Source organism: Streptomyces aurantiacus (assembly GCF_001418335.1).
Taxonomy (GTDB): domain Bacteria; phylum Actinomycetota; class Actinomycetes; order Streptomycetales; family Streptomycetaceae; genus Streptomyces; species Streptomyces aurantiacus.
The window spans coordinates 1-17,651 of record NZ_LIPP01000132.1 but is presented as its reverse complement, the minus strand read 5'-3'; the positions used below and the strand labels follow the sequence as shown (position 1 = coordinate 17,651).

The following is a 17,651-nucleotide window of genomic DNA, read 5'->3' as shown; positions in this document are numbered from 1 at the left end:
GACGACGTACACCCCGGTGGGTCCCGCGCTCTTCATGGCCTCGTCGAAGCGGCTGCCGGTGCCCTTGGAACCCAGCATCACCGCGCCGTTGCCCTGCACCAGCTCGGCGTGCGCGACCTTGCCGTCCTCGTCCTCGTACACCGACGACTCGGTGAAGCCGAAGGCCTCCGTGAGCTGCCTGATCGCGGCTTTGGCGTCCGCGTACAGCAGCGTCGGGCAGATGCTGGGGCGTCCGCTGTTCGTGCCTGCCATGACGATCACTCCCTCGGATCCCGCTGCCCCGCCCGCTGCCGGAACAACGCCTGAATGTGACGTGCCTCATAGTCTGGCACCCGGCACTGACAACGCCCCGCCGGACGTCCGGCGGGGGCCGTCGCGGCGGACACCACCGCACACCACCGCACATCACCGCACACCGAGGGCCCTGTCGCGGGGCAATGGCGGGGCAACGAGGGTCACACCCCCGAACACCCGCACACAGGAAAAGTGGTTGCATCTCCCCGTTAGACTTGGCCCATGGCCATTCTCCTCGTGCATTAGACGGCGTGAACGCCCTCAGCCGCCCACCCCGTCATCAATCCCGCCCTGGAGTCTGTCCGTGATTTCCGCTTCCGGTATCGAACTGCGCGCCGGCGCCCGCATGCTCATCGAGTCCGCCACCTTCCGTATCACCAAGGGCGACCGCATCGGTCTGGTCGGCCGCAACGGAGCGGGCAAGACCACCCTCACCAAGGTCCTCGCGGGCGAGGCCGTCCCCGCCGCGGGCGCCGTGGCCCGCTCCGGCGAGGTCGGCTACCTCCCGCAGGACCCGCGCACCGGCGACCTCGACATGCTGGCGGGCGACCGCATCCTCTCGGCCCGCGGCCTGGACACCCTGATCCGCAAGATGCGCGAGAACGAACAGCGCATCGCGAACGGCTCGGGTGCCACCCGCGAGAAGGCGATGCGCCAGTACGAGCGCCAGGAGACGGAGTTCCTCACCAAGGGCGGCTACTCGGCCGAGGCGGAGGCCGCCACCATCGCCGCCGCGCTCAACCTCCCCGACCGGGTGCTCGGCCAGCCCCTCCACACGCTCTCCGGCGGTCAGCGCCGCCGTATCGAGCTGGCCCGCATCCTCTTCTCGGACGCGGACACCCTGCTCCTCGACGAGCCCACGAACCACCTCGACGCCGACTCCATCGTCTGGCTGCGCGACTACCTGAAGACGTACCGCGGCGGCTTCATCGTGATCTCCCACGACGTCGACCTGGTCGAGACGGTCGTCAACAAGGTCTTCTACCTGGACGCCAACCGCGCCCAGATCGACGTCTACAACATGGGCTGGAAGCTGTACCAGCAGCAGCGCGAGGCCGACGAGAAGCGCCGCAAGCGCGAGCGGCAGAACGCCGAGAAGAAGGCCGCCTCGCTCAACGCGCAGGCCGACAAGATGCGCGCCAAGGCCACCAAGACCGTCGCCGCGCAGAACATGGCCAAGCGCGCGGACAAGCTCCTCGCGGGCCTCGACGCCGTGCGGAAGTCCGACAAGGTCGCCAAGCTGCGCTTCCCCGAGCCGTCCCCGTGCGGCAAGACCCCGCTGATGGCCGAGGGCCTGTCCAAGTCGTACGGCTCGCTGGAGATCTTCACCGACGTCGACCTGGCCATCGACAAGGGCTCCCGTGTCGTCATCCTCGGGCTGAACGGCGCCGGCAAGACGACCCTGCTGCGCCTCCTCGGCGGCGCGGAGAAGCCCGACACCGGCCAGGTCATCGAGGGCCACGGCCTCAAGCTCGGCTACTACGCGCAGGAGCACGAGACCCTGGACCCCGCGCGCACGGTCCTGGAGAACATGCGGTCCGCCGCCCCTGACCTGGACCTCGTCGAGGTCCGCAAGACGCTCGGCTCGTTCCTGTTCTCCGGCGACGACGTCGACAAGCCGGCCGGTGTCCTGTCCGGCGGCGAGAAGACCCGCCTCGCGCTCGCCACCCTCGTGGTGTCGTCCGCGAACGTCCTGCTCCTCGACGAGCCGACGAACAACCTCGACCCGGCCAGCCGCGAGGAGATCCTCGGCGCGCTGCGCACCTACAAGGGCGCGGTCGTCCTCGTCACCCACGACGAGGGAGCCGTCGAGGCGCTCCAGCCGGAGCGGATCATCCTGCTGCCCGACGGAGTCGAGGACCTGTGGGGTGCCGACTACGCGGACCTGGTGGCCCTCGCCTGAGCGGGCGTCCGTGCGCGGTCGCAGGGCGGTCTCGGAGTGGGCCGGGAGCGGTCCGTGATGCTGATCCATCCACTGATCCACTTCGTATGGATCATTCGGCCGAGTCGTGATCCATCATCTGTGTGAGGTCTCCTCGTACCGAGGTGTGTCCTACATCAATTTTTCGGCCGGGCCCTCCGTCCCCGAGGGCCCGGCCGCCGCACGTCGCTGACCTGGGCATTCGCCGCAGAACTCGTTCTGCCCGAACGGGCACGGCCGGATGGAATGCCATATTCCGCTCGTGGTGACGGGCTTCCACGGCACAACCTCGTCCCATCGACCTTGCCGAATGGGTGGCCAGGACGCTCATGAGGGGTGATCATGAGAAGTCCAGAGCGCACTTCCGCTGAGGAGGCACGGGTGGCCGAGACTCTGAAGAAGGGCAGCCGGGTAACCGGCGCCGCGCGCGACAAGCTCGCGGCAGACCTGAAGAAGAAGTACGACTCCGGTGCGAGCATTCGGGCACTGGCCGAGGAGACCGGCCGCTCGTATGGCTTCGTGCACCGGATGCTCAGTGAGTCGGGCGTCACGCTCCGTGGGCGTGGCGGCGCGACGCGGGGCAAGAAGTCCGCGTCGGGCTGACGCCAGGCGGTTCCTCGTTCTCCGATGGTGGCCACCCGGTCGGTCGATTGACCGCCCGGGTGGTTACTGTGCAGTCACTTAAGGGTGTGCTTCCACGGCACCCCCTCTGACCGCACCCATCGGAGGCATGCCATGGCTTCGTTCACCTCGCTGCTCGACAAGGACGGCGTACGGCTCACCGTCGACGACGCGATCGCCACGGTGACGCTGACCAACCCGGCCAAGCGCAACGCGCAGAGCCCCGCTCTGTGGCGCGCGTTGGCCGAGGCGGGGCAGCTGCTGCCGGGCACCGTCCGTGTCGTCGTGCTGCGCGCCGAGGGCAAGTCCTTCTCCGCGGGGCTCGACCGGCAGGCGTTCACGCCGGAGGGGTTCGACGGCGAGCCGTCCTTCATCGATCTCGCGCGCGGTTCCGACGCCGAGCTCGACACGGCGATCGCCGAGTACCAGGACGGTTTCACCTGGTGGCGGCGGAGCGACATCGTCTCCATCGCCGCCGTACAGGGCCATGCCATCGGGGCGGGCTTCCAGCTCGCGCTCGCCTGTGACCTGCGCGTCGTCGCGGACGACGTGCAGTTCGCCATGCGCGAGACCGGCCTCGGTCTCGTTCCCGACCTCACGGGCACGCACCCGCTGGTGGGGCTCGTCGGCTATGCCCGCGCGCTGGAGATCTGCGCGACGGGGCGGTTCGTGCAGGCCGAGGAGGCGCAGCGGACCGGCCTCGCGAACATCGCCGTACCGGCCGACCAGCTCGACGACACGGTCGGCGAACTGGCGGCGGCGCTGCTGGCCGCACCACGCGATGCCCTCATCGAGACGAAGTCCCTGCTCCAGGGCGCGGCGGGCCGTACGTACGAGGAACAGCGCGTTGCCGAGCGGGCCGCTCAGGGCCGGCGGCTCAGGGATCTCGCCGGGGTGGGTGACTGACAGGGCCGGTGCGGTGCCGTGCGTCGTCAAGTCGCCGAGCGGGTAGAGGCGTTGGCGGGAACGAAAGTGCCCGGGGCCGTCGTCCGGGTGGAACGGCCGCACTCGGCACACGCGCGCGACGCGGTACAGGGGAGGACGCAATGAGCGAGCCCCAGGGCTTGAAGAGCACCCAGCACCTGCCCGTCATCGAGAAGACCACCGAGAGCGAACTCGGCCAGTCCACCTCCGCGGCGGACTACATACCCCTGCCGGCCCCCGACGCCGCCAAGGACGGCAGCGGCCGGTTCTGGTCGGCCCGCCGGGTCCCCGCGGCCGTCCTCGCAACTGCGGTCCTGGCCGCCGGGGGCCTCCTGCTGTACGACGTCGTCGCCGTCCGCGCCGACCGGACCGCCATGCACTGGCGCGGGCCCCTGGCCCGCGAACTGGCCGAGCGGCCCCTCGACGACACGTGGGTACTCGTCGGCGCCGGCGTCGCGACGGCCCTGGGCCTGTGGCTGCTCGTCCTCGCCACGACCCCGGGACTGCGCGGCGTCCTGCCGATGCGCCGCCCCCACCCCGACGTACGCGCCGGACTCCACCGGGGCGCCGCCGCACTGGTGCTGCGCGACCGGGCCATGAAGGTGTCCGGTGTGCGGTCGGTCCGGGTCCGTATGGGGCGCCGGAAGGCCGACGTCCGCGCGGTCTCGCAACACCGCGAACTCGACGACGTACGCGCCGACCTGGATGCCACGCTCGCCGACGGCATCAGAGCGCTCGGCCTCACCCGGCGGCCCGCGCTGTCGGTGCGCGTCGCCCGGCCGGGCCGGAAGGGGTGACCGGAGTGCCGAGGATCGTGAACCGGTCCCTGCTGGGTCTCGCGGGACTGCTCCTGGCCGTGTTCGGCGGCTCCGTGCTCGCCGTCGGCCTCGGCGTGGACCCGCCCTCGTGGTGGCTCCACGACAGCCGGCACGACGTGCTGCTGAGCGACGCCGACCGGGCGCGGTGGCGGGACGACGGCTGGTGGTGGCCGGCCGTCATCGCCGTGCTCGCGGTGGCGGTGCTGCTCGCCGTGTGGTGGCTGGCGGCGTTGGTGCGGAGGCGCCGGCTCGCCGAGGTGCTCGTCGACACGGGCGACGGCGCGGGCGCGCTGCTGCGGGGGCGAGCCCTGGAGAACGTACTGGCCGGTGAGGCGGGCGCGTTGGAGGGGGTACAGACCGCGCAGGTGTCGCTCACCGGGCGGCGCAGTGCCCCCGAGGCGACGGTCCGGTTGCTGCTGGAGCCGCACGCCGGCCCCCGGGACACCCTGAACCGGCTGACGACGGAGTCCCTGGCCCACGCGAGGGACTCGGCGGGCCTGGCGTCCCTCCCGACGGAGGTACGCCTGCGCGGAGCCGGACACGGAGCGGAAAGGGCCCCTTAGGGGCGCGGGGAACTGCGCGCCCGGCCCCCACGGCCCGCAGGCACAAACGTCACGAGACGCGACCCATCGGCCCAAAACCGCTTCAAAAGCCCTGCAAAGCACCTTCAGAAGCCGCTCCGGGCCCCACCGTCCACCGGCACCATGACCCCCGTCAGATAGGACGCGGCAGGCGACAACAGAAACGCGGCCGTCCGCCCGAACTCCTCCGGCCTCCCGTACCGCCGCAGCGGAATCCGCGCCTCGTTGGCCGCCCGCGCCGCCGCGGGATCGGCGGCGTACCCGTCGAGCTCGCGCAAGCGATCCGTGTCGATGCGGGCCGGCAGCACGCCGACCACCCGGATGCCGCGCGGACCGAGCTCGTCGGAGAGGGACTTGGCGAAGCCGGCGAGCCCGGGACGCAGACCGTTGGAGATGGTCAGGCCCGCGATGGGCTCGTACACCGAGCCGGAGAGCACGAAGCCGATGACACCGCCCTCGCCCAGCTCGGCGGCGGCCGCGCGGGCGAGCCGGACCGCGCCGAGGAAGACGGAGTCGAACGCGGACCGCCACTGCTCGTCCGTGTTGTCGGCGACAAAGCCGGGCGTCGGGCCGCCGACACTGATCAGAATGCCGTCGAAGCCGCCGAAGTGCTCGCGGGCGGCGGCGATCAGGCTCTCCGGGGCGGTGGGGTCGGCGTTGTCCACGGCCACGCCGCGGGCGTTCGGGCCGAGTGCCGCCGCGGCCTCGCCCACCGTCTTCTCGTCGCGCCCGGTGATGACCACCTTCGCGCCGTCGGCGACGAGTTCGCGGGCGGAGGCGTGGCCCAGGCCGCGCGTTGCTCCGGTGACGACGTAGACGCGGTCCTTCAGTCCAAGATCCATGGTTCCTATCCTGCCTCGTCCGCGTCGGGCACTCCAGCCTCCCCTTCGCCGTCGAACAGGGCCAGAGCCGTGCCCACCAGGCCGATGTGGCTGAACGCCTGCGGAAAGTTGCCGAGCTGGTGCCCGGCCACGGGGTCGTACTCCTCCGCCAGCAGCCCCACGTCGTTGCGGAGCGCGACCAGCCGTTCGAACAGGTCGAGCGCCTCCGTCGTACGGCCCGTCAGGTGCAGCGCGTCCGCGAGCCAGAACGAGCAGACCAGGAACGAACTCTCACCGCCCGGCAGCCCGTCGACTTTTTTCAAACCCGAGCCGTGCGCATCCGAGTCGTGCGGATCCAAGTCGTGCGGGCCGGAGCCAGGCGCGTCCGAGCCGTGCGGAAGCGAGCCGTGCGCTAGCGAACCGTGCCGGTCCGAGTCGTAGCGGTGTACGAAGCCGTCGCGGGCGAGTTCCGAGCGCACCGCGTCGACCGTGCCGACCACCCGTGGATCGTCCGGCGGCAGAAAGCCGAGGCGGGGGAGCAGCAGCAGCGCGGCGTCCAGTTCGCGGGAGCCGTAGGACTGCGTGAACGTGTTCCGCTCCGGGTCGTAGCCGCGCTCGCACACCTCGCGGTGCACCTCGTCGCGCATCGCGCGCCAGCGGTCCACGTCGCCGTCGAGTTCGGGGTTCTCCTCCAGGATGCGCACGGTGCGGTCGGCGGCCACCCATGCCATCACCTTCGAGTGCACGAAGTGCCGACGCGGCCCGCGCACCTCCCAGAGCCCCTCGTCCGGCTTGCGCCACGCCGAGTGCAGGAAGTCCATCAGGGCCTGGTGCAGCCGCCACATGCCCGGCTCGACCGGCAGACCCGCGCGCTGCGCAAGCGTGAGCGAGTCGATCACCTCCCCGTACACGTCGAGCTGCAACTGCTGTACGGCGGCGTTGCCGACCCGCACCGGCGCCGAGCCGCGGAAGCCGGGCAGCCACGCCAGTTCGTACTCGGAGATCCGCCGCTCGCCCGCCAGGCCGTACATGATCTGCAGGTCCGCCGGATCGCCCGCGACCGCGCGCAGCAGCCAGTTGCGCCAGGCCTCCGCCTCCTCCTGGTAGCCGCACGCGAGCAGCGCGCCCAGGGTGAGGGTGGAGTCGCGCAGCCAGCAGTAGCGGTAGTCCCAGTTGCGGACGCCGCCGATCTCCTCGGGGATCGACGTCGTGGGGGCCGCGACGATACCGCCGCTCGGCGCGTAGGTGAGGGCCTTGAGGGTGATCAGGGAGCGGACGACCGCGTCGCGGTGCGGCCCGTCGTAGCGGCAGCGGGCCGCCCAGGCCTGCCAGTCGCCGACGCTCTGCGCCAGCGCCTCGTACGGGTCGACGCGACGGGGGCGCGGCTCGTACGAGGGATGCCAGGTCAGGACGAAGGCGACCTGCTGGCCCTCGGTGACCGTGAACTCCGAGTGCGTACCGAAGTCCTCGCCCCAGGTGCGCACAGGGGGTTCGCTGCGCAGCCACACCGAGTCCGGGCCCGCCACGGCCACCCGGTGGCCGCCCGACCTGCGGACCCACGGTACGACCGAGCCGTAGTCGAAGCGCAGCCGCAGGGTGCTGCGCATGGTCACCCGGCCCTTGAGGCCTTCGACGATCCGTACGACATCGGGTGCGCGGTCGCGCTGCGGCATCAGGTCGGTGACGCGTACCGAGCCTTCCTCGGTGTCCCACTCGGTGTCGAGCACGAGTGTGTCGGGCCGGTACGCCCGGCGGGTGCAGGTGGCCGGCGCGTTCAGCCCGTTCAGGCCTTTCTGCCAGTTCTGCCCGTTCTGCCCGTTCGGACCCTTCGGCGCGATCCGCCAGTGTCCGTTGTCCTCGTCCCCCAGCAGCTTCGCGAAGCAGGCCGCCGAGTCGAACCTGGGGAGACAGAGCCAGTCGATCGACCCGTCCGGGCCGACCAGGGCGGCGGTCTGGTGATCGCCGATGAGCGCGTAGTCCTCGATGGAAGGGTGCACGTGTGCCGGGTTCCCTCGGGATCCGGCGATCAACCCCGGCGGGTTGGCTCGCCGGGTCCCCCTGCCGGTCGGGTTGTGTTTCGGGTGCGGGCCGGTGGGGGCTTGTCGCGCAGTTCCCCGCGCCCCTGAGAGGCGCCCCTGACGGGGCCGGGGTCGGGTCCGTGTGCTCAGACGGTGGCGGGCTCCGCCGCCGGCTCGGTCTCCGCGGCCTCCGCCTCCTGCTGGTCCCGGCGTTCGCGGCGCACCAGCACCACCCAGCCCACCGGGACGCCCGAGGCGAAGAGCCACCACTGGACCGCGTACGCCATGTGGGGGCCGATGCCGCTGTGGTCGGGCTCGGAGATCAGTTCGGGGACGTCGCCCTTCGGCTCCGGCGCGGTCAGCTCGATGTAGCCGCCGAGGACCTGCTTGCCGAGCGACTCCGACTGCTGCTTGCTGTTGATCAGCATGACCATGCGGTCGGGGAGGCCGCGGACATCCTTGATGCCGCTGTCGGCGGTCGTCTCGTCGGCCATCAGCCGGCCGGTGACCGTGGTCTCGCCCTTCGCGGGCGCGGGGATCTTCGGGAACTCGGTCTGCGCGCCGTCGGCGGGGATCCAGCCGCGGTTGACCATGAGGACACGGCCGTCGTCCAGGACGAACGGCGTCAGTACGTGGAAGCCGACAGCCTCGTCCGCGTTGGTGCGGCGGCGGACCACGACCTCGTCGGCGGTGTCGAAGGTGCCCTTCGCCGTCACCCGGCGGTACAGGTCCTCGTGCTCGATCGACCGGCCAGGACCGGTGAGCGACTCGGCGGGGACCGGCCGCGCGGACAGCGAGTCGGAGATCACCTGGTTCAGCGCGACCTTGTGCTCGTGCCGATGCAGTTGCCAGAAGCCCAGCTCGATCATCGTCGGGATGAGCGCGAGCGTGAGGAGGGTGAGGATCACCCACTGCCGGGACAACAGGAAGCGGTACACCCCACGACGGTACAACCGGGTCGTGGGGTGCGTTCGGTCGGGTACCGGGTCACACCCTGTCGATGATCCCCACCTTTCCCTCCGCCCGGGCACAGTGGGCACCGCAGTACCAGTGCCCCTCGACCTCGACGCCCTGCCCGATGATCTGGACGCGGCAGTGCTCGCAGAGGGGTGCCATGCGGTGGATCGCGCAGGAGAAGCAGTCGAAGACGTGCACCGCGCCCTGCGCGTGCACCTCGAAGGTCATTCCGTAGCTGTTGCCGCACACTTCACATGTCGCCATGCGCCACAGCGTGGGCCGTCACCCGAGGTCCGGGCGAGACGGCTCCGGGCGAGTCGCACGCCAATCACCCGTCCGTACGGTCACACCGATCCGTACGGCTACACCGATCCGTACGGCTACACCGATCCGTACGGTCACACCGACGCCGGTTCCACGTTCCCGAGGAGCTGCCCGAACGCCGCCTCGTCGACGACCGGGGTGCCGAACTGGCGGGCCTTGACCACCTTGGACGTACCGGAGTCCGGGTCGTTCGTGACGAGCAGGCTGGTCAGCCGGGACAGGCTCGTCGCGACATGCAGACCGGCCTCGACGGCGCGGTCCTCCAGAAGGTCGCGCTCGGTCGAGGTGTCCCCGGAGAACGCGATGCGCATGCCCTGCTTGAGCTGTTTGCCCGGTTCGTACCGCCCCGGATTCGGATACGGGCAGGCGGGCCGCTTGCGCGAGGGGCGCCAACTCCCCGACGGATAGCCGCCGGACGCGTAGCCCCCGGACGAGTAGCCCCCGGACTGCCGTCCGATGCGCGGCGTCGCCCGGTCCGTCCACTCCGTCAGCGGCAGGCACTCCAGGAGCGGCAGCCGCAGGCCGTCGCGCGCTGCGGCCCGCAGGCTCGGCCGGAACGCCTCGGCGAGCACGCGCGCGTCGTCCAGCGCGTGGTGCGCGCGCTGCTGTACGACGCCGAAGTGCGCGGCCAGCGACTCCAGCTTGTGGTTGGGCAGCGGCAGGCCCAGCTCCTTGGACAGCGCGATGGTGCACAGCCGCTGACGGACCGGCGCCTCGCGCTCCGCGCGCGCGTACTCCCGGGCGATCATCGACCAGTCGAAGACCGCGTTGTGCGCGACGAGCACCCGGCCCGCAAGGCGGGCCGCGAACTCCTCGGCGATCTCCTGGAACAGGGGCGCCCCTTCGAGCACGTCGCTCGTCAGGCCATGGATCCACACCGGGCCCGGGTCCCGCTCCGGGTTGACCAGCGTGTACCAGTGGTCCTCGACCTCGCCGCGCGCGTCCAGCCGGTAGACCGCGGCCGACACTATGCGGTCGTCGCGGGCCAGTCCCGTGGTCTCCACGTCGACGACCGCGTATCCCTCGGGATACGCGGTCGGCCACGGAGCGGCGGACGGTGCGGTCTGACGGTCTTCGAGCATGGTCACTGAGGATAAGGGGCGCGACTGACAGCCCTGTCGCCGGAGTCCGGAACCCGGGGCGGATCCGGAGGGGCCGGAGGGGCTCGTCCGCCGCCCACCGTCCGCTGTCCGCCGCTCGTGGTATGTGAACCCGGGAACCGTCCAGCCACTCTGTGCCATCCTGACCTGCGCGGGTGACGGACACGGGGAGGCGGCGGCATGGGGGAGAGCAGGCAGGCGCTGATCGTGGCGGTGCCTCAGTACGAACTCCCGGACCGTTTCGAGGACTTGACGGAGACCGTCGGCCGGGACGTCGAGCTGATGACCGAGGCGCTGCGCTCCTCCGGTTACAGCGTGGAACTCGTCGGCGCGCCCCCGCACGAGCCGGCCCTGCGCTCCCGGATCCGCAGCACCATCAGCCGGGTGTGCGCCACCGCGCCGGAGGACAGCACCGTCCTCATCCACTTCACCGGGCACGGTCTCTCTGTCGGCGGCGCGGACTATCTCGTCCCGGCAGACGCCCAGTTGACCTGGGCGACCTCGCCGCCGCAGGTCGCGCTCGACAGCCTCATCGGACTCGACCTCGCGGAACTGCTCCAGGGCTGCCGGGCCGGCACGGTGCTGCTCACCGTGGACGCCTGCCGCGACACGGCCGGCGCGGACGGTCCCTCGTACGGTGGTCCCGCGACCAACTTCCCGGCCTGGCGAAGCCGGGTCGCCGTCCTCTTCGGCTGCGGCCCGGGCCAGACGTGCGGCTCCGACGTGGAACACGGCAGCCACTTCTCCCGGGCCCTCGCGGAGGCCCTGCACGCCGACACCGCGCCGCGCACCGTGGCGGACGTCATCACCCACACCGTCCGCAGGACCACCGAGTTCGCCCGGGCGGCCCGCGAGCAGCAGACCCCGACCGCCCACTACGCCCCGAGCGGTCCCGACGCCGTCAACGAGGTCGAACTCTGCGCGGGCCGCACCCTCCAGGAGGAGTGGACGCTGGCGGTCCGCGACCCGGAGCTGTGGGCGTCGGTCCGGTGCGAGGACGAACGCCGCGCCGAACTCCAGGAGGCCCTGGTCCGGCTGACGCAGGAGTGCGCGAAGTGGCGCGGCGCCGCCCTCGCCCGGGTCCCCGACCCCTGGGCGGACGACAACTACCCCGTGCGGGTCCTGTCACGAGGACTCCGACCGCTCCTGGCGCCGTCGCAGACCCAGGGCGGGCCGCTGCTCGACGCGGGCGAGTTCGCCCTGCTCGCCGCGGCACCGTTCGTACGGGAGGCGGTCCACGCCATGGGGATCACGAGCGTCGCCACCATCGACCCGCTCCGGCTCGATCCGGCCATGGGCGACGCGGGACGCGATCCCGAACGCGTCGACCTGGAGCACACGTTCGCCGCGCACGCCCTGCTCCGGCGCAAGGGCCGGGAGCTGGCCGGACGAGGACGCGAGGAGGACGCCGAAGCCGTCGCCGCCTGGCTCGTCCACCGGCACGTCAGCGGCAAGGAGGAGCTGTGGGACACGTACGCCCCCCAACTCCTCACCCCGCTCGCCAAGGTGCTGATCGGCGCCGACGCGGCACCCGCCAGGATCGGCGAACTCACCGACGAACTGGTACGTGTCTGCCGCCAGACCGCGATCGCCCCCGCCCAGCCCCACCAGGGAGAGCACGCGGGCGCCGACACCCACTGGCGGCTCGACGAACTCGTGTGCCCGGACGCGACCGTGGAGCGCTGGCGGCCCCGCGAGCTGTCCTGGCTGATCGGTGTCGCGGGCCTGCTCGGAGGCGATCTGCGCCAGCTGCCCGGAGTCCTGGTGGACAACATCGGCATCACCGACGGCCTGCGCCCCGCCCAGGCCGTCCAGAGCGTACGAGAGCTGCGGTGGTCCCGGGACCGCCACAGCAAGGCCCTCGACCTCGACCTGCCCTGCCCCCACCCCGCGGTCCACGCGGCGCTGGAGGCGCTGACCCACTGGACCGACGACGCCGTGCGGCGCATCCGGGCCCACACCGCGCGGACGGGCCCCACCGAACTCCTCACACACCTGCCCGAGCGGGTCACCTGCCGCAAGCTGCGCCCGCAGTACGACATCGCGACCAGGAGCGACGCCTACGCGATGCCGCTGATGCGGTTCGCCCTCGCCGAGGACGAGATGCGTGAACTCCTCATGGGCACCCAGCTGTACGGCGACCCCGCTCTCGCACTGCGGGAGCTCTACCAGAACGCGCTCGACGCCTGCCGCTACCGGGAGGCCCGGGTGCGCTACGGGGAGGTGGGCCGCAGGATCGCCCGGAACTGGGAAGGGGAGATCGTTTTCCGGCAGGGTGTCGACGACGAGGGTCGGCCCTACGTCGAGTGCGAGGACAACGGCGTCGGCATGGGGCACGAGACGCTGCGTGGCACCTTCGCGCGGGCCGGCCGGCGCTTCGAGCAGTCACGCGAGTACCGGCGGGAGCAGGCCAACTGGCGGCGGGCCGACCCGGACCTGCGGATCTACCCCAACAGCCGTTTCGGTGTGGGGGTCTTCAGCTACTTCATGCTGGCCGACGAGATCAGCATCTGGACCCGCGCCACCGACGAGTACGGACGTGAGGACCCGTCCGGCGGGCTCCGCGTCGACATCGCCTCCAGCGGAAGCCTGTTCCGCATCCGCAAGAGCGACGAGGCGCAGGCTCGGGGCGGTACGAGGGTGCGGCTCTATCTGCAGGCCGACGGCGTCGACGTGGCCGGACAGCTGGGCAAGCACATCTGGCGGTCGGACTTCGCGATGCGCGTGGAGAACGCGGGCGACACCGTTCGGACCTGGGAGAAGAAGGCCCTCTACTACTTCGGCGACCACACCCGGCCGGTGCCCGCGGGCAAGGACATGTGGTGGGTGGAGGGCAAGGGATGCCTGCTGGCGGACGGGGTACAGGTCGACGCGGAAGCCATGTTCGGCAAGGGCGACAGCAGCGTTCAGACCTGGCTCCGGGAGGACGGCCGCGAACGGTACCCCGACGATCTCGGAGATCCCGGCGAAACGAACAGACACCCAACCGAAAGGCCTCCGTTCGGCTGCGTGGTGGACCTGCGGGAGACACACGCCCCGGACATCAGCACCAGCAGGACGAGATTTCTCTCGTACGACCGGGACTGGGTGGCCGATCGCGTCCTGGAGGCCTGCGGGGACTTCGAGGCGCCCGAGTGGATGACCATGGAGTGGCTCTGGGCCTTCGCCCTCCGGTACCCGGAGGGGGCGGTACGCATCACGGAGCGGCTGCTCGCCGCCGACGCACGCGTCACCAGCAGACTCGGCTGGGACCGGTCGACCGTCATCGAGTTCCGGAAGGTGGGGTGCCTCCCGCTCGACTCCGGCCTGGTGGCGCTCCGTACGGGGGACGGGGTGCCCGGTGCCCTCAGCTCCCTCAGCTCCTTCAACCGCAGTGAAGGGACTCTGCTGGCGTGGCGCGCCGGAGTACTGCACTCCGTGGGCATCGAACTCCGCGTGCGGCTGGGGGAGCAGGCGGTGCCCGAGACGGTGGCCGGCTATCCGGCGCCGCAGGCCTGGGAGGCGCACGTCGGCAGGGATATCGCCCCGAGGACGTTCGACAGTGTGCGGCGGGCCGCGCTCAAGCGCCGCCCGGACGAGGTGCTGACCCTCGGCGATGTGTGGCGGAGGCTGCGGCGCTATGCCGTCATGGGCCTGGAGCTGCCCGCGGCGACCGGCTTCGACGCCGCGCACGCCATGACGCTGGACGCCACGGACTGCGAGCTGCTGATGGGGGACCGAGGCTACTTCGGGTCCCTTCTCGATCCGGACCTCAACCGTGGCGAAGTGGATGTGCTGTCCGCGCTCAGCCGCTTCAGCACGGAGAAGGGGCTTCCGTTGCGCGAGGCGTTGGACAGGGCCCGGCGCTTCGCGGGCGCGGGGTTTCCGCTGGCGATCCCCGAGACGGTCGCCGAACCCCCCGAGGCCGAGGTGGCCACCCCGGAGGAACTCGATTGGCTGTCCTGGCACTTCCAGGTCGTGCAGTCCGGCGAGCCGTCCCGAGGCGGGATCCGGGACCCCGAGGAGTACGAGGAGGTCCTGCGCCGGTACGCCTGGCTCGGTGTGACCCCTGTCGCGCTGCCCGGACGGGCCGAGGAGGCCGAGGATCCGCGGAGCGATCCGGAGCGGTGGGTCTCGCCGTACCTCAGCCTGCCGCAGGAACAGCGTGAGGAGTTCGAGCGGAGCCTCGGGGTGTCCTTGTTCGGGGAGTTGGGCACCATCTCCCGCCGCCAACTGGCGCGCGGATCCGGGATGCTGTCGCTGCCCGTCGAGCAGGTCCTCCCGCGGTACGAGGCTTTCCTCACGTCCAGATCGGTGCGGATTCCCGACTACGCGGATCTGGCCGGCCGGATCTTCAGCCGACTCGACAGCGACCTGCTGGGCGCCGCGCTGAACGACGGGCCCTATCACCCGCTGGGTGACGAAGAGGCCGCCTGTCCCGCTCCGTTGCTTCAGACGGCGGCAGCCGTACGCAAGGTGCAGGAGACCGCGGAGCAGGTCGCGGAGAGCCTTCGCGCACTGGCGGCCGACGGTCTCGTGGCCACGGAGGCACCGGCTCTGGTCGAGCGCTGGCGTGACATCGCGCAGAACGACTGGGACCTGCTCCCGGTGCCCGCCCGTCGGCGGGCGGAGCTGTACGGCTTTCCGCAGGAGAGAGCGCCCATGGTGGTGGACGGGGAGATCCACGGCCTCTACGCGGTCCTGGCCGCGGCGTACGCCACGATGCCTCTCGGCTCTGTGATCGCGCGGCTGCTGGCCGTGGGACCGCTCGTCGGGCTCACGGCGTCCGGTCCGGCGCTGCCGGCCTCCCTCGCCGAGATGCGCCCCGCCCCTGCGGACATCGAGGCGTGTTGCGTGCAGGAGGACGGCCGACCGGGCTGGTGCACGGACGCCGACCCCGTCAGGCTGGTCAACCACGCCCTCGCCACGAACGGCACCCTCGGCGACAGCATGGCGGTCCTGATGCGCTACGCCCCGCTGGGCGCCCCATGGCGAGAACCCGCGGAGGAGGGCCGAGACCGAGGCCAGGACCCGCGCCCGACCGGCTTCGCCGACTGGCGGGAGCACCGGCCCACCCAGCACGACAGAGCGATCTTCGACGCCGACCTGGTGGGTGCCCGCCCCGCGGGGCCGCTGGAGCTGCTGCGCGTCGCGGCCCGGTTCGGATGGCGGATCGACCACGCGTGGGACCGACTGGCGATCTACCGGCCGTTCGGGCTCGAACTGCTCGTGGCGCGCCCGGAGTTCGACGCGGTGCCGACCTGGGAGGACCTGATCCTCCTCACCGAGCACTGCACGGGCTCGGCCCCGGCGCTCGGCGGGCAGGTCACGGCCGAGCGCATCGCCGTCACCGCGCGGGAGCTGGAGCGGCCGACCCGTTGGGTCCACGACCGACTGGACCTCTACGCCGCGCTGTTCGGCCTCACGCTGCCATCGGAATGCCCCGCCGAACCGGCTCCGACGCCGGTACCCCGTCCCTACCGGGACCACACGGAGTGAGGAGCCCATGCCCGACCACGTACCGACCGACTTCCGTGAACACGAGCCTGCCGTTCCGCCCACCGACACCTTCGCCGTCGTACGGTCCGAGGACGGCCGCTGGTACACGGTGACCGGCCCGTGCCCGACGTGCAGGGCGACGGTGGTCTTCCGTGTCGCGTACGGGGTGCTGGGGCCGCCCAAGAGGCTCCTGCGCGGCGGCCGTCGTACGCCCGAACCGCTCACGGGCAGCATTCCCGTCTACTGCCAGTGCGGCTACCCGCACGCGGAGAAGCCGCCCGAGTCGCCCGACGCGGGCTGCGGCGCCTTCTGGGAGGTTCCCGTGCCCTCGCCCGCCCCGGGGACGACCACGTGACGGATCTGGCCAAGAAGCGGTTCGCGCAACTCGGCCAGCAGTTGCAGCTGGACCAGCTCACCGTCGTACGCCGACAGGCCGAGGGGTGGCGCAACGGCCTGACCGGACTCACCGGCCTGGTCGGTGTGGTCTTCGTGCTCAAGGGGCGGGAGAGCGTGGCCGGGATGCCCGCCGTGTGGCGCTGGACCACGGCGGCGCTGCTCGTGGCCGCTTTTGGCCTGCTGCTGATCGGGGCCCTCGGCGCGGTCCGGGCCGCGCACGGGCAGCTGGGACAGCGGACCTGGCTGACCGGGGACCGGCTCTTCGCGGCCGTGCTGGACGAGGTCGAGCGGACTCAGGACGCCCTGACCGCCGCGCGCCGGACCTCCGTCGTGGGACTGTGCGCGATCGTCGCCGCCATCGGGGTGTCCTGGGTCGTTCCGGCGGAGGAGAGCGCGGCAGGGAGCAAGGAGCCCGCCACCGCGGTGCCACACGTCCTCGTGGTGACCGTCGACGGCCCCCGCTGCGGTGAGCTCATGGCGGGCGACACCCGGACGTTGACCCTCAAGGTCGCTGGGGAGAGCGGGGAGTCCGGCGGGCGGACCCCGGCGGCGAGTGGGTGGCGGAGCATCCCCTTCGATCAGGTGCGCTCCATCACCCCCGTCCGCGGATGCTGACCGGCATGCCTCACTGACGCCCGCCGCCGGGGAGTGAGAGCCTCCGGGGATGAGCGATCAGGGACCCGCGAACGGAGCGAAGCACGACCCGGCCCACGACGCGACCCACGACCAGGCCCATGACGAGCCCCACGGTGGGGCGCTCGCCTCGCGGTTGAACTGGCTGCGGGCCGCGGTGCTGGGTGCCAACGACGGCATCGTGTCCACGGCCGGCCTCGTCGTCGGTGTCGCCGGGGCCACGGACAACCGCTCCACGCTGCTCACGGCCGGGCTCGCGGGGCTCCTCGCCGGGTCGATGTCCATGGCCGCGGGAGAGTACGTCTCCGTCTCCACCCAACGGGACTCGGAGAAGGCGGCCCTGGCGCTGGAAAGGCGCGAACTGCGGGAACAGCCGGAGGCCGAGCTGGAGGAGCTCACCGAGCTGCTGGAAGAGCGGGGGCTCTCCCGCAAGGTGGCCCGGGAGGCGGCGCAGCAGCTCACCGAACGGGACGCGTTGCGGGCCCACGCGCGCGTGGAGCTCGGCATCGACCCGGACGAGCTGACGAACCCCTGGCACGCGGCCTGGGCGAGTTTCTTCGCCTTCACGGTCGGAGCGCTGCTGCCCCTGCTGGCCATCGTCCTGCCCCCGGCCGCCTGGCGGCTTCCGGTCACCGTGGTCTCGGTGCTCGTGGCACTGGTCGGCACGGGGTGGCAGAGCGCACGCCTGGGAGCCGCGAGGGCGCGCCCGGCCGTGGTGCGGAACGTGACGGGCGGGGCGCTGGCCATGGCGGTGACGTACGGGGC

The 17,651-nt window shown here is 71.7% G+C and carries 15 protein-coding genes; 9 read left to right on the top strand and 6 right to left on the bottom strand.

All coding sequences use genetic code 11. The features are described from left to right. On the bottom strand, positions 1-252 hold a 252-nt coding region (locus tag AOK01_RS18790), incomplete at its 3' end, for a VOC family protein (protein WP_483855246.1). Between the two features lie 346 nt (positions 253-598). Between AOK01_RS18790 and AOK01_RS18785 the strand changes: the two genes are divergently transcribed. The 5 genes from AOK01_RS18785 (at position 599) to amaP (ending at position 5,141) form a co-directional block, all read left to right on the top strand. Further along, the gene (locus AOK01_RS18785; protein WP_055513145.1) at positions 599-2,197 is read left to right on the top strand and encodes an ABC-F family ATP-binding cassette domain-containing protein; all 1,599 of its coding nucleotides are present in this window, start codon (positions 599-601) and stop codon (positions 2,195-2,197) included. A 399-nt stretch (positions 2,198-2,596) separates the two neighbouring features. Beyond that, positions 2,597-2,818 (top strand): helix-turn-helix domain-containing protein, encoded by a 222-nt coding sequence (locus AOK01_RS18780; protein ID WP_055513143.1) that lies wholly within the window; start codon positions 2,597-2,599, stop codon positions 2,816-2,818. Positions 2,819-2,950: 132 nt separating this feature from the next. Further along, positions 2,951-3,742: an enoyl-CoA hydratase/isomerase family protein gene (locus AOK01_RS18775; RefSeq protein WP_055513141.1), complete on the top strand. Its 792-nt coding sequence runs from the start codon at positions 2,951-2,953 to the stop codon at positions 3,740-3,742. A 140-nt stretch (positions 3,743-3,882) separates the two neighbouring features. Continuing rightward, positions 3,883-4,557, top strand: coding sequence for a DUF6286 domain-containing protein (locus tag AOK01_RS18770; RefSeq protein WP_055513139.1), 675 nt, complete (start codon positions 3,883-3,885; stop codon positions 4,555-4,557). A 5-nt stretch (positions 4,558-4,562) separates the two neighbouring features. Then, on the top strand, positions 4,563-5,141 hold the full coding sequence (amaP, locus tag AOK01_RS18765) for an alkaline shock response membrane anchor protein AmaP (RefSeq protein ID WP_055513149.1): 579 nt from the start codon (positions 4,563-4,565) through the stop codon (positions 5,139-5,141). A gap of 104 nt (positions 5,142-5,245) precedes the next feature. Here amaP and AOK01_RS18760 read toward each other — a convergent pair whose 3' ends face one another. From AOK01_RS18760 to AOK01_RS18740, 5 genes are all read right to left on the bottom strand, one after another. Next, entirely contained in the window at positions 5,246-6,001 is a 756-nt protein-coding gene (locus tag AOK01_RS18760; protein WP_055513137.1) for an SDR family oxidoreductase, read from the bottom strand. A gap of 5 nt (positions 6,002-6,006) precedes the next feature. Further along, positions 6,007-7,977: a glycoside hydrolase family 15 protein gene (locus tag AOK01_RS18755; RefSeq protein ID WP_055513135.1), complete on the bottom strand. Its 1,971-nt coding sequence runs from the start codon at positions 7,975-7,977 to the stop codon at positions 6,007-6,009. A gap of 167 nt (positions 7,978-8,144) precedes the next feature. After that, entirely contained in the window at positions 8,145-8,936 is a 792-nt protein-coding gene (locus tag AOK01_RS18750; protein WP_055513133.1) for an SURF1 family cytochrome oxidase biogenesis protein, read from the bottom strand. Between the two features lie 49 nt (positions 8,937-8,985). Further along, the gene (locus AOK01_RS18745) at positions 8,986-9,219 is read right to left on the bottom strand and encodes a hypothetical protein (protein ID WP_079103534.1); all 234 of its coding nucleotides are present in this window, start codon (positions 9,217-9,219) and stop codon (positions 8,986-8,988) included. 134 nt (positions 9,220-9,353) lie between these two features. After that, positions 9,354-10,361 (bottom strand): DEDDh family exonuclease, encoded by a 1,008-nt coding sequence (locus AOK01_RS18740; RefSeq protein WP_055513130.1) that lies wholly within the window; start codon positions 10,359-10,361, stop codon positions 9,354-9,356. A gap of 198 nt (positions 10,362-10,559) precedes the next feature. On the opposite strand from AOK01_RS18740, the gene AOK01_RS18735 reads away from it, so the two are divergent. The 4 genes from AOK01_RS18735 to AOK01_RS18720 all read left to right on the top strand — a co-directional run. Then, positions 10,560-15,857: an HD domain-containing protein gene (locus AOK01_RS18735; protein WP_055513128.1), complete on the top strand. Its 5,298-nt coding sequence runs from the start codon at positions 10,560-10,562 to the stop codon at positions 15,855-15,857. Between the two features lie 7 nt (positions 15,858-15,864). Then, positions 15,865-16,212, top strand: coding sequence for a hypothetical protein (locus AOK01_RS18730; protein ID WP_055513126.1), 348 nt, complete (start codon positions 15,865-15,867; stop codon positions 16,210-16,212). Continuing rightward, positions 16,209-16,868, top strand: a complete 660-nt coding sequence (locus AOK01_RS18725) for a hypothetical protein (RefSeq protein ID WP_055513124.1) — start codon at positions 16,209-16,211, stop codon at positions 16,866-16,868. The genes AOK01_RS18730 and AOK01_RS18725 overlap by 4 nt, the downstream gene beginning before the upstream one ends. A gap of 49 nt (positions 16,869-16,917) precedes the next feature. After that, positions 16,918-17,651, top strand: a 734-nt coding sequence (locus AOK01_RS18720; RefSeq protein WP_079103532.1) for a VIT1/CCC1 transporter family protein, incomplete at its 3' end; no start/stop codon positions are given.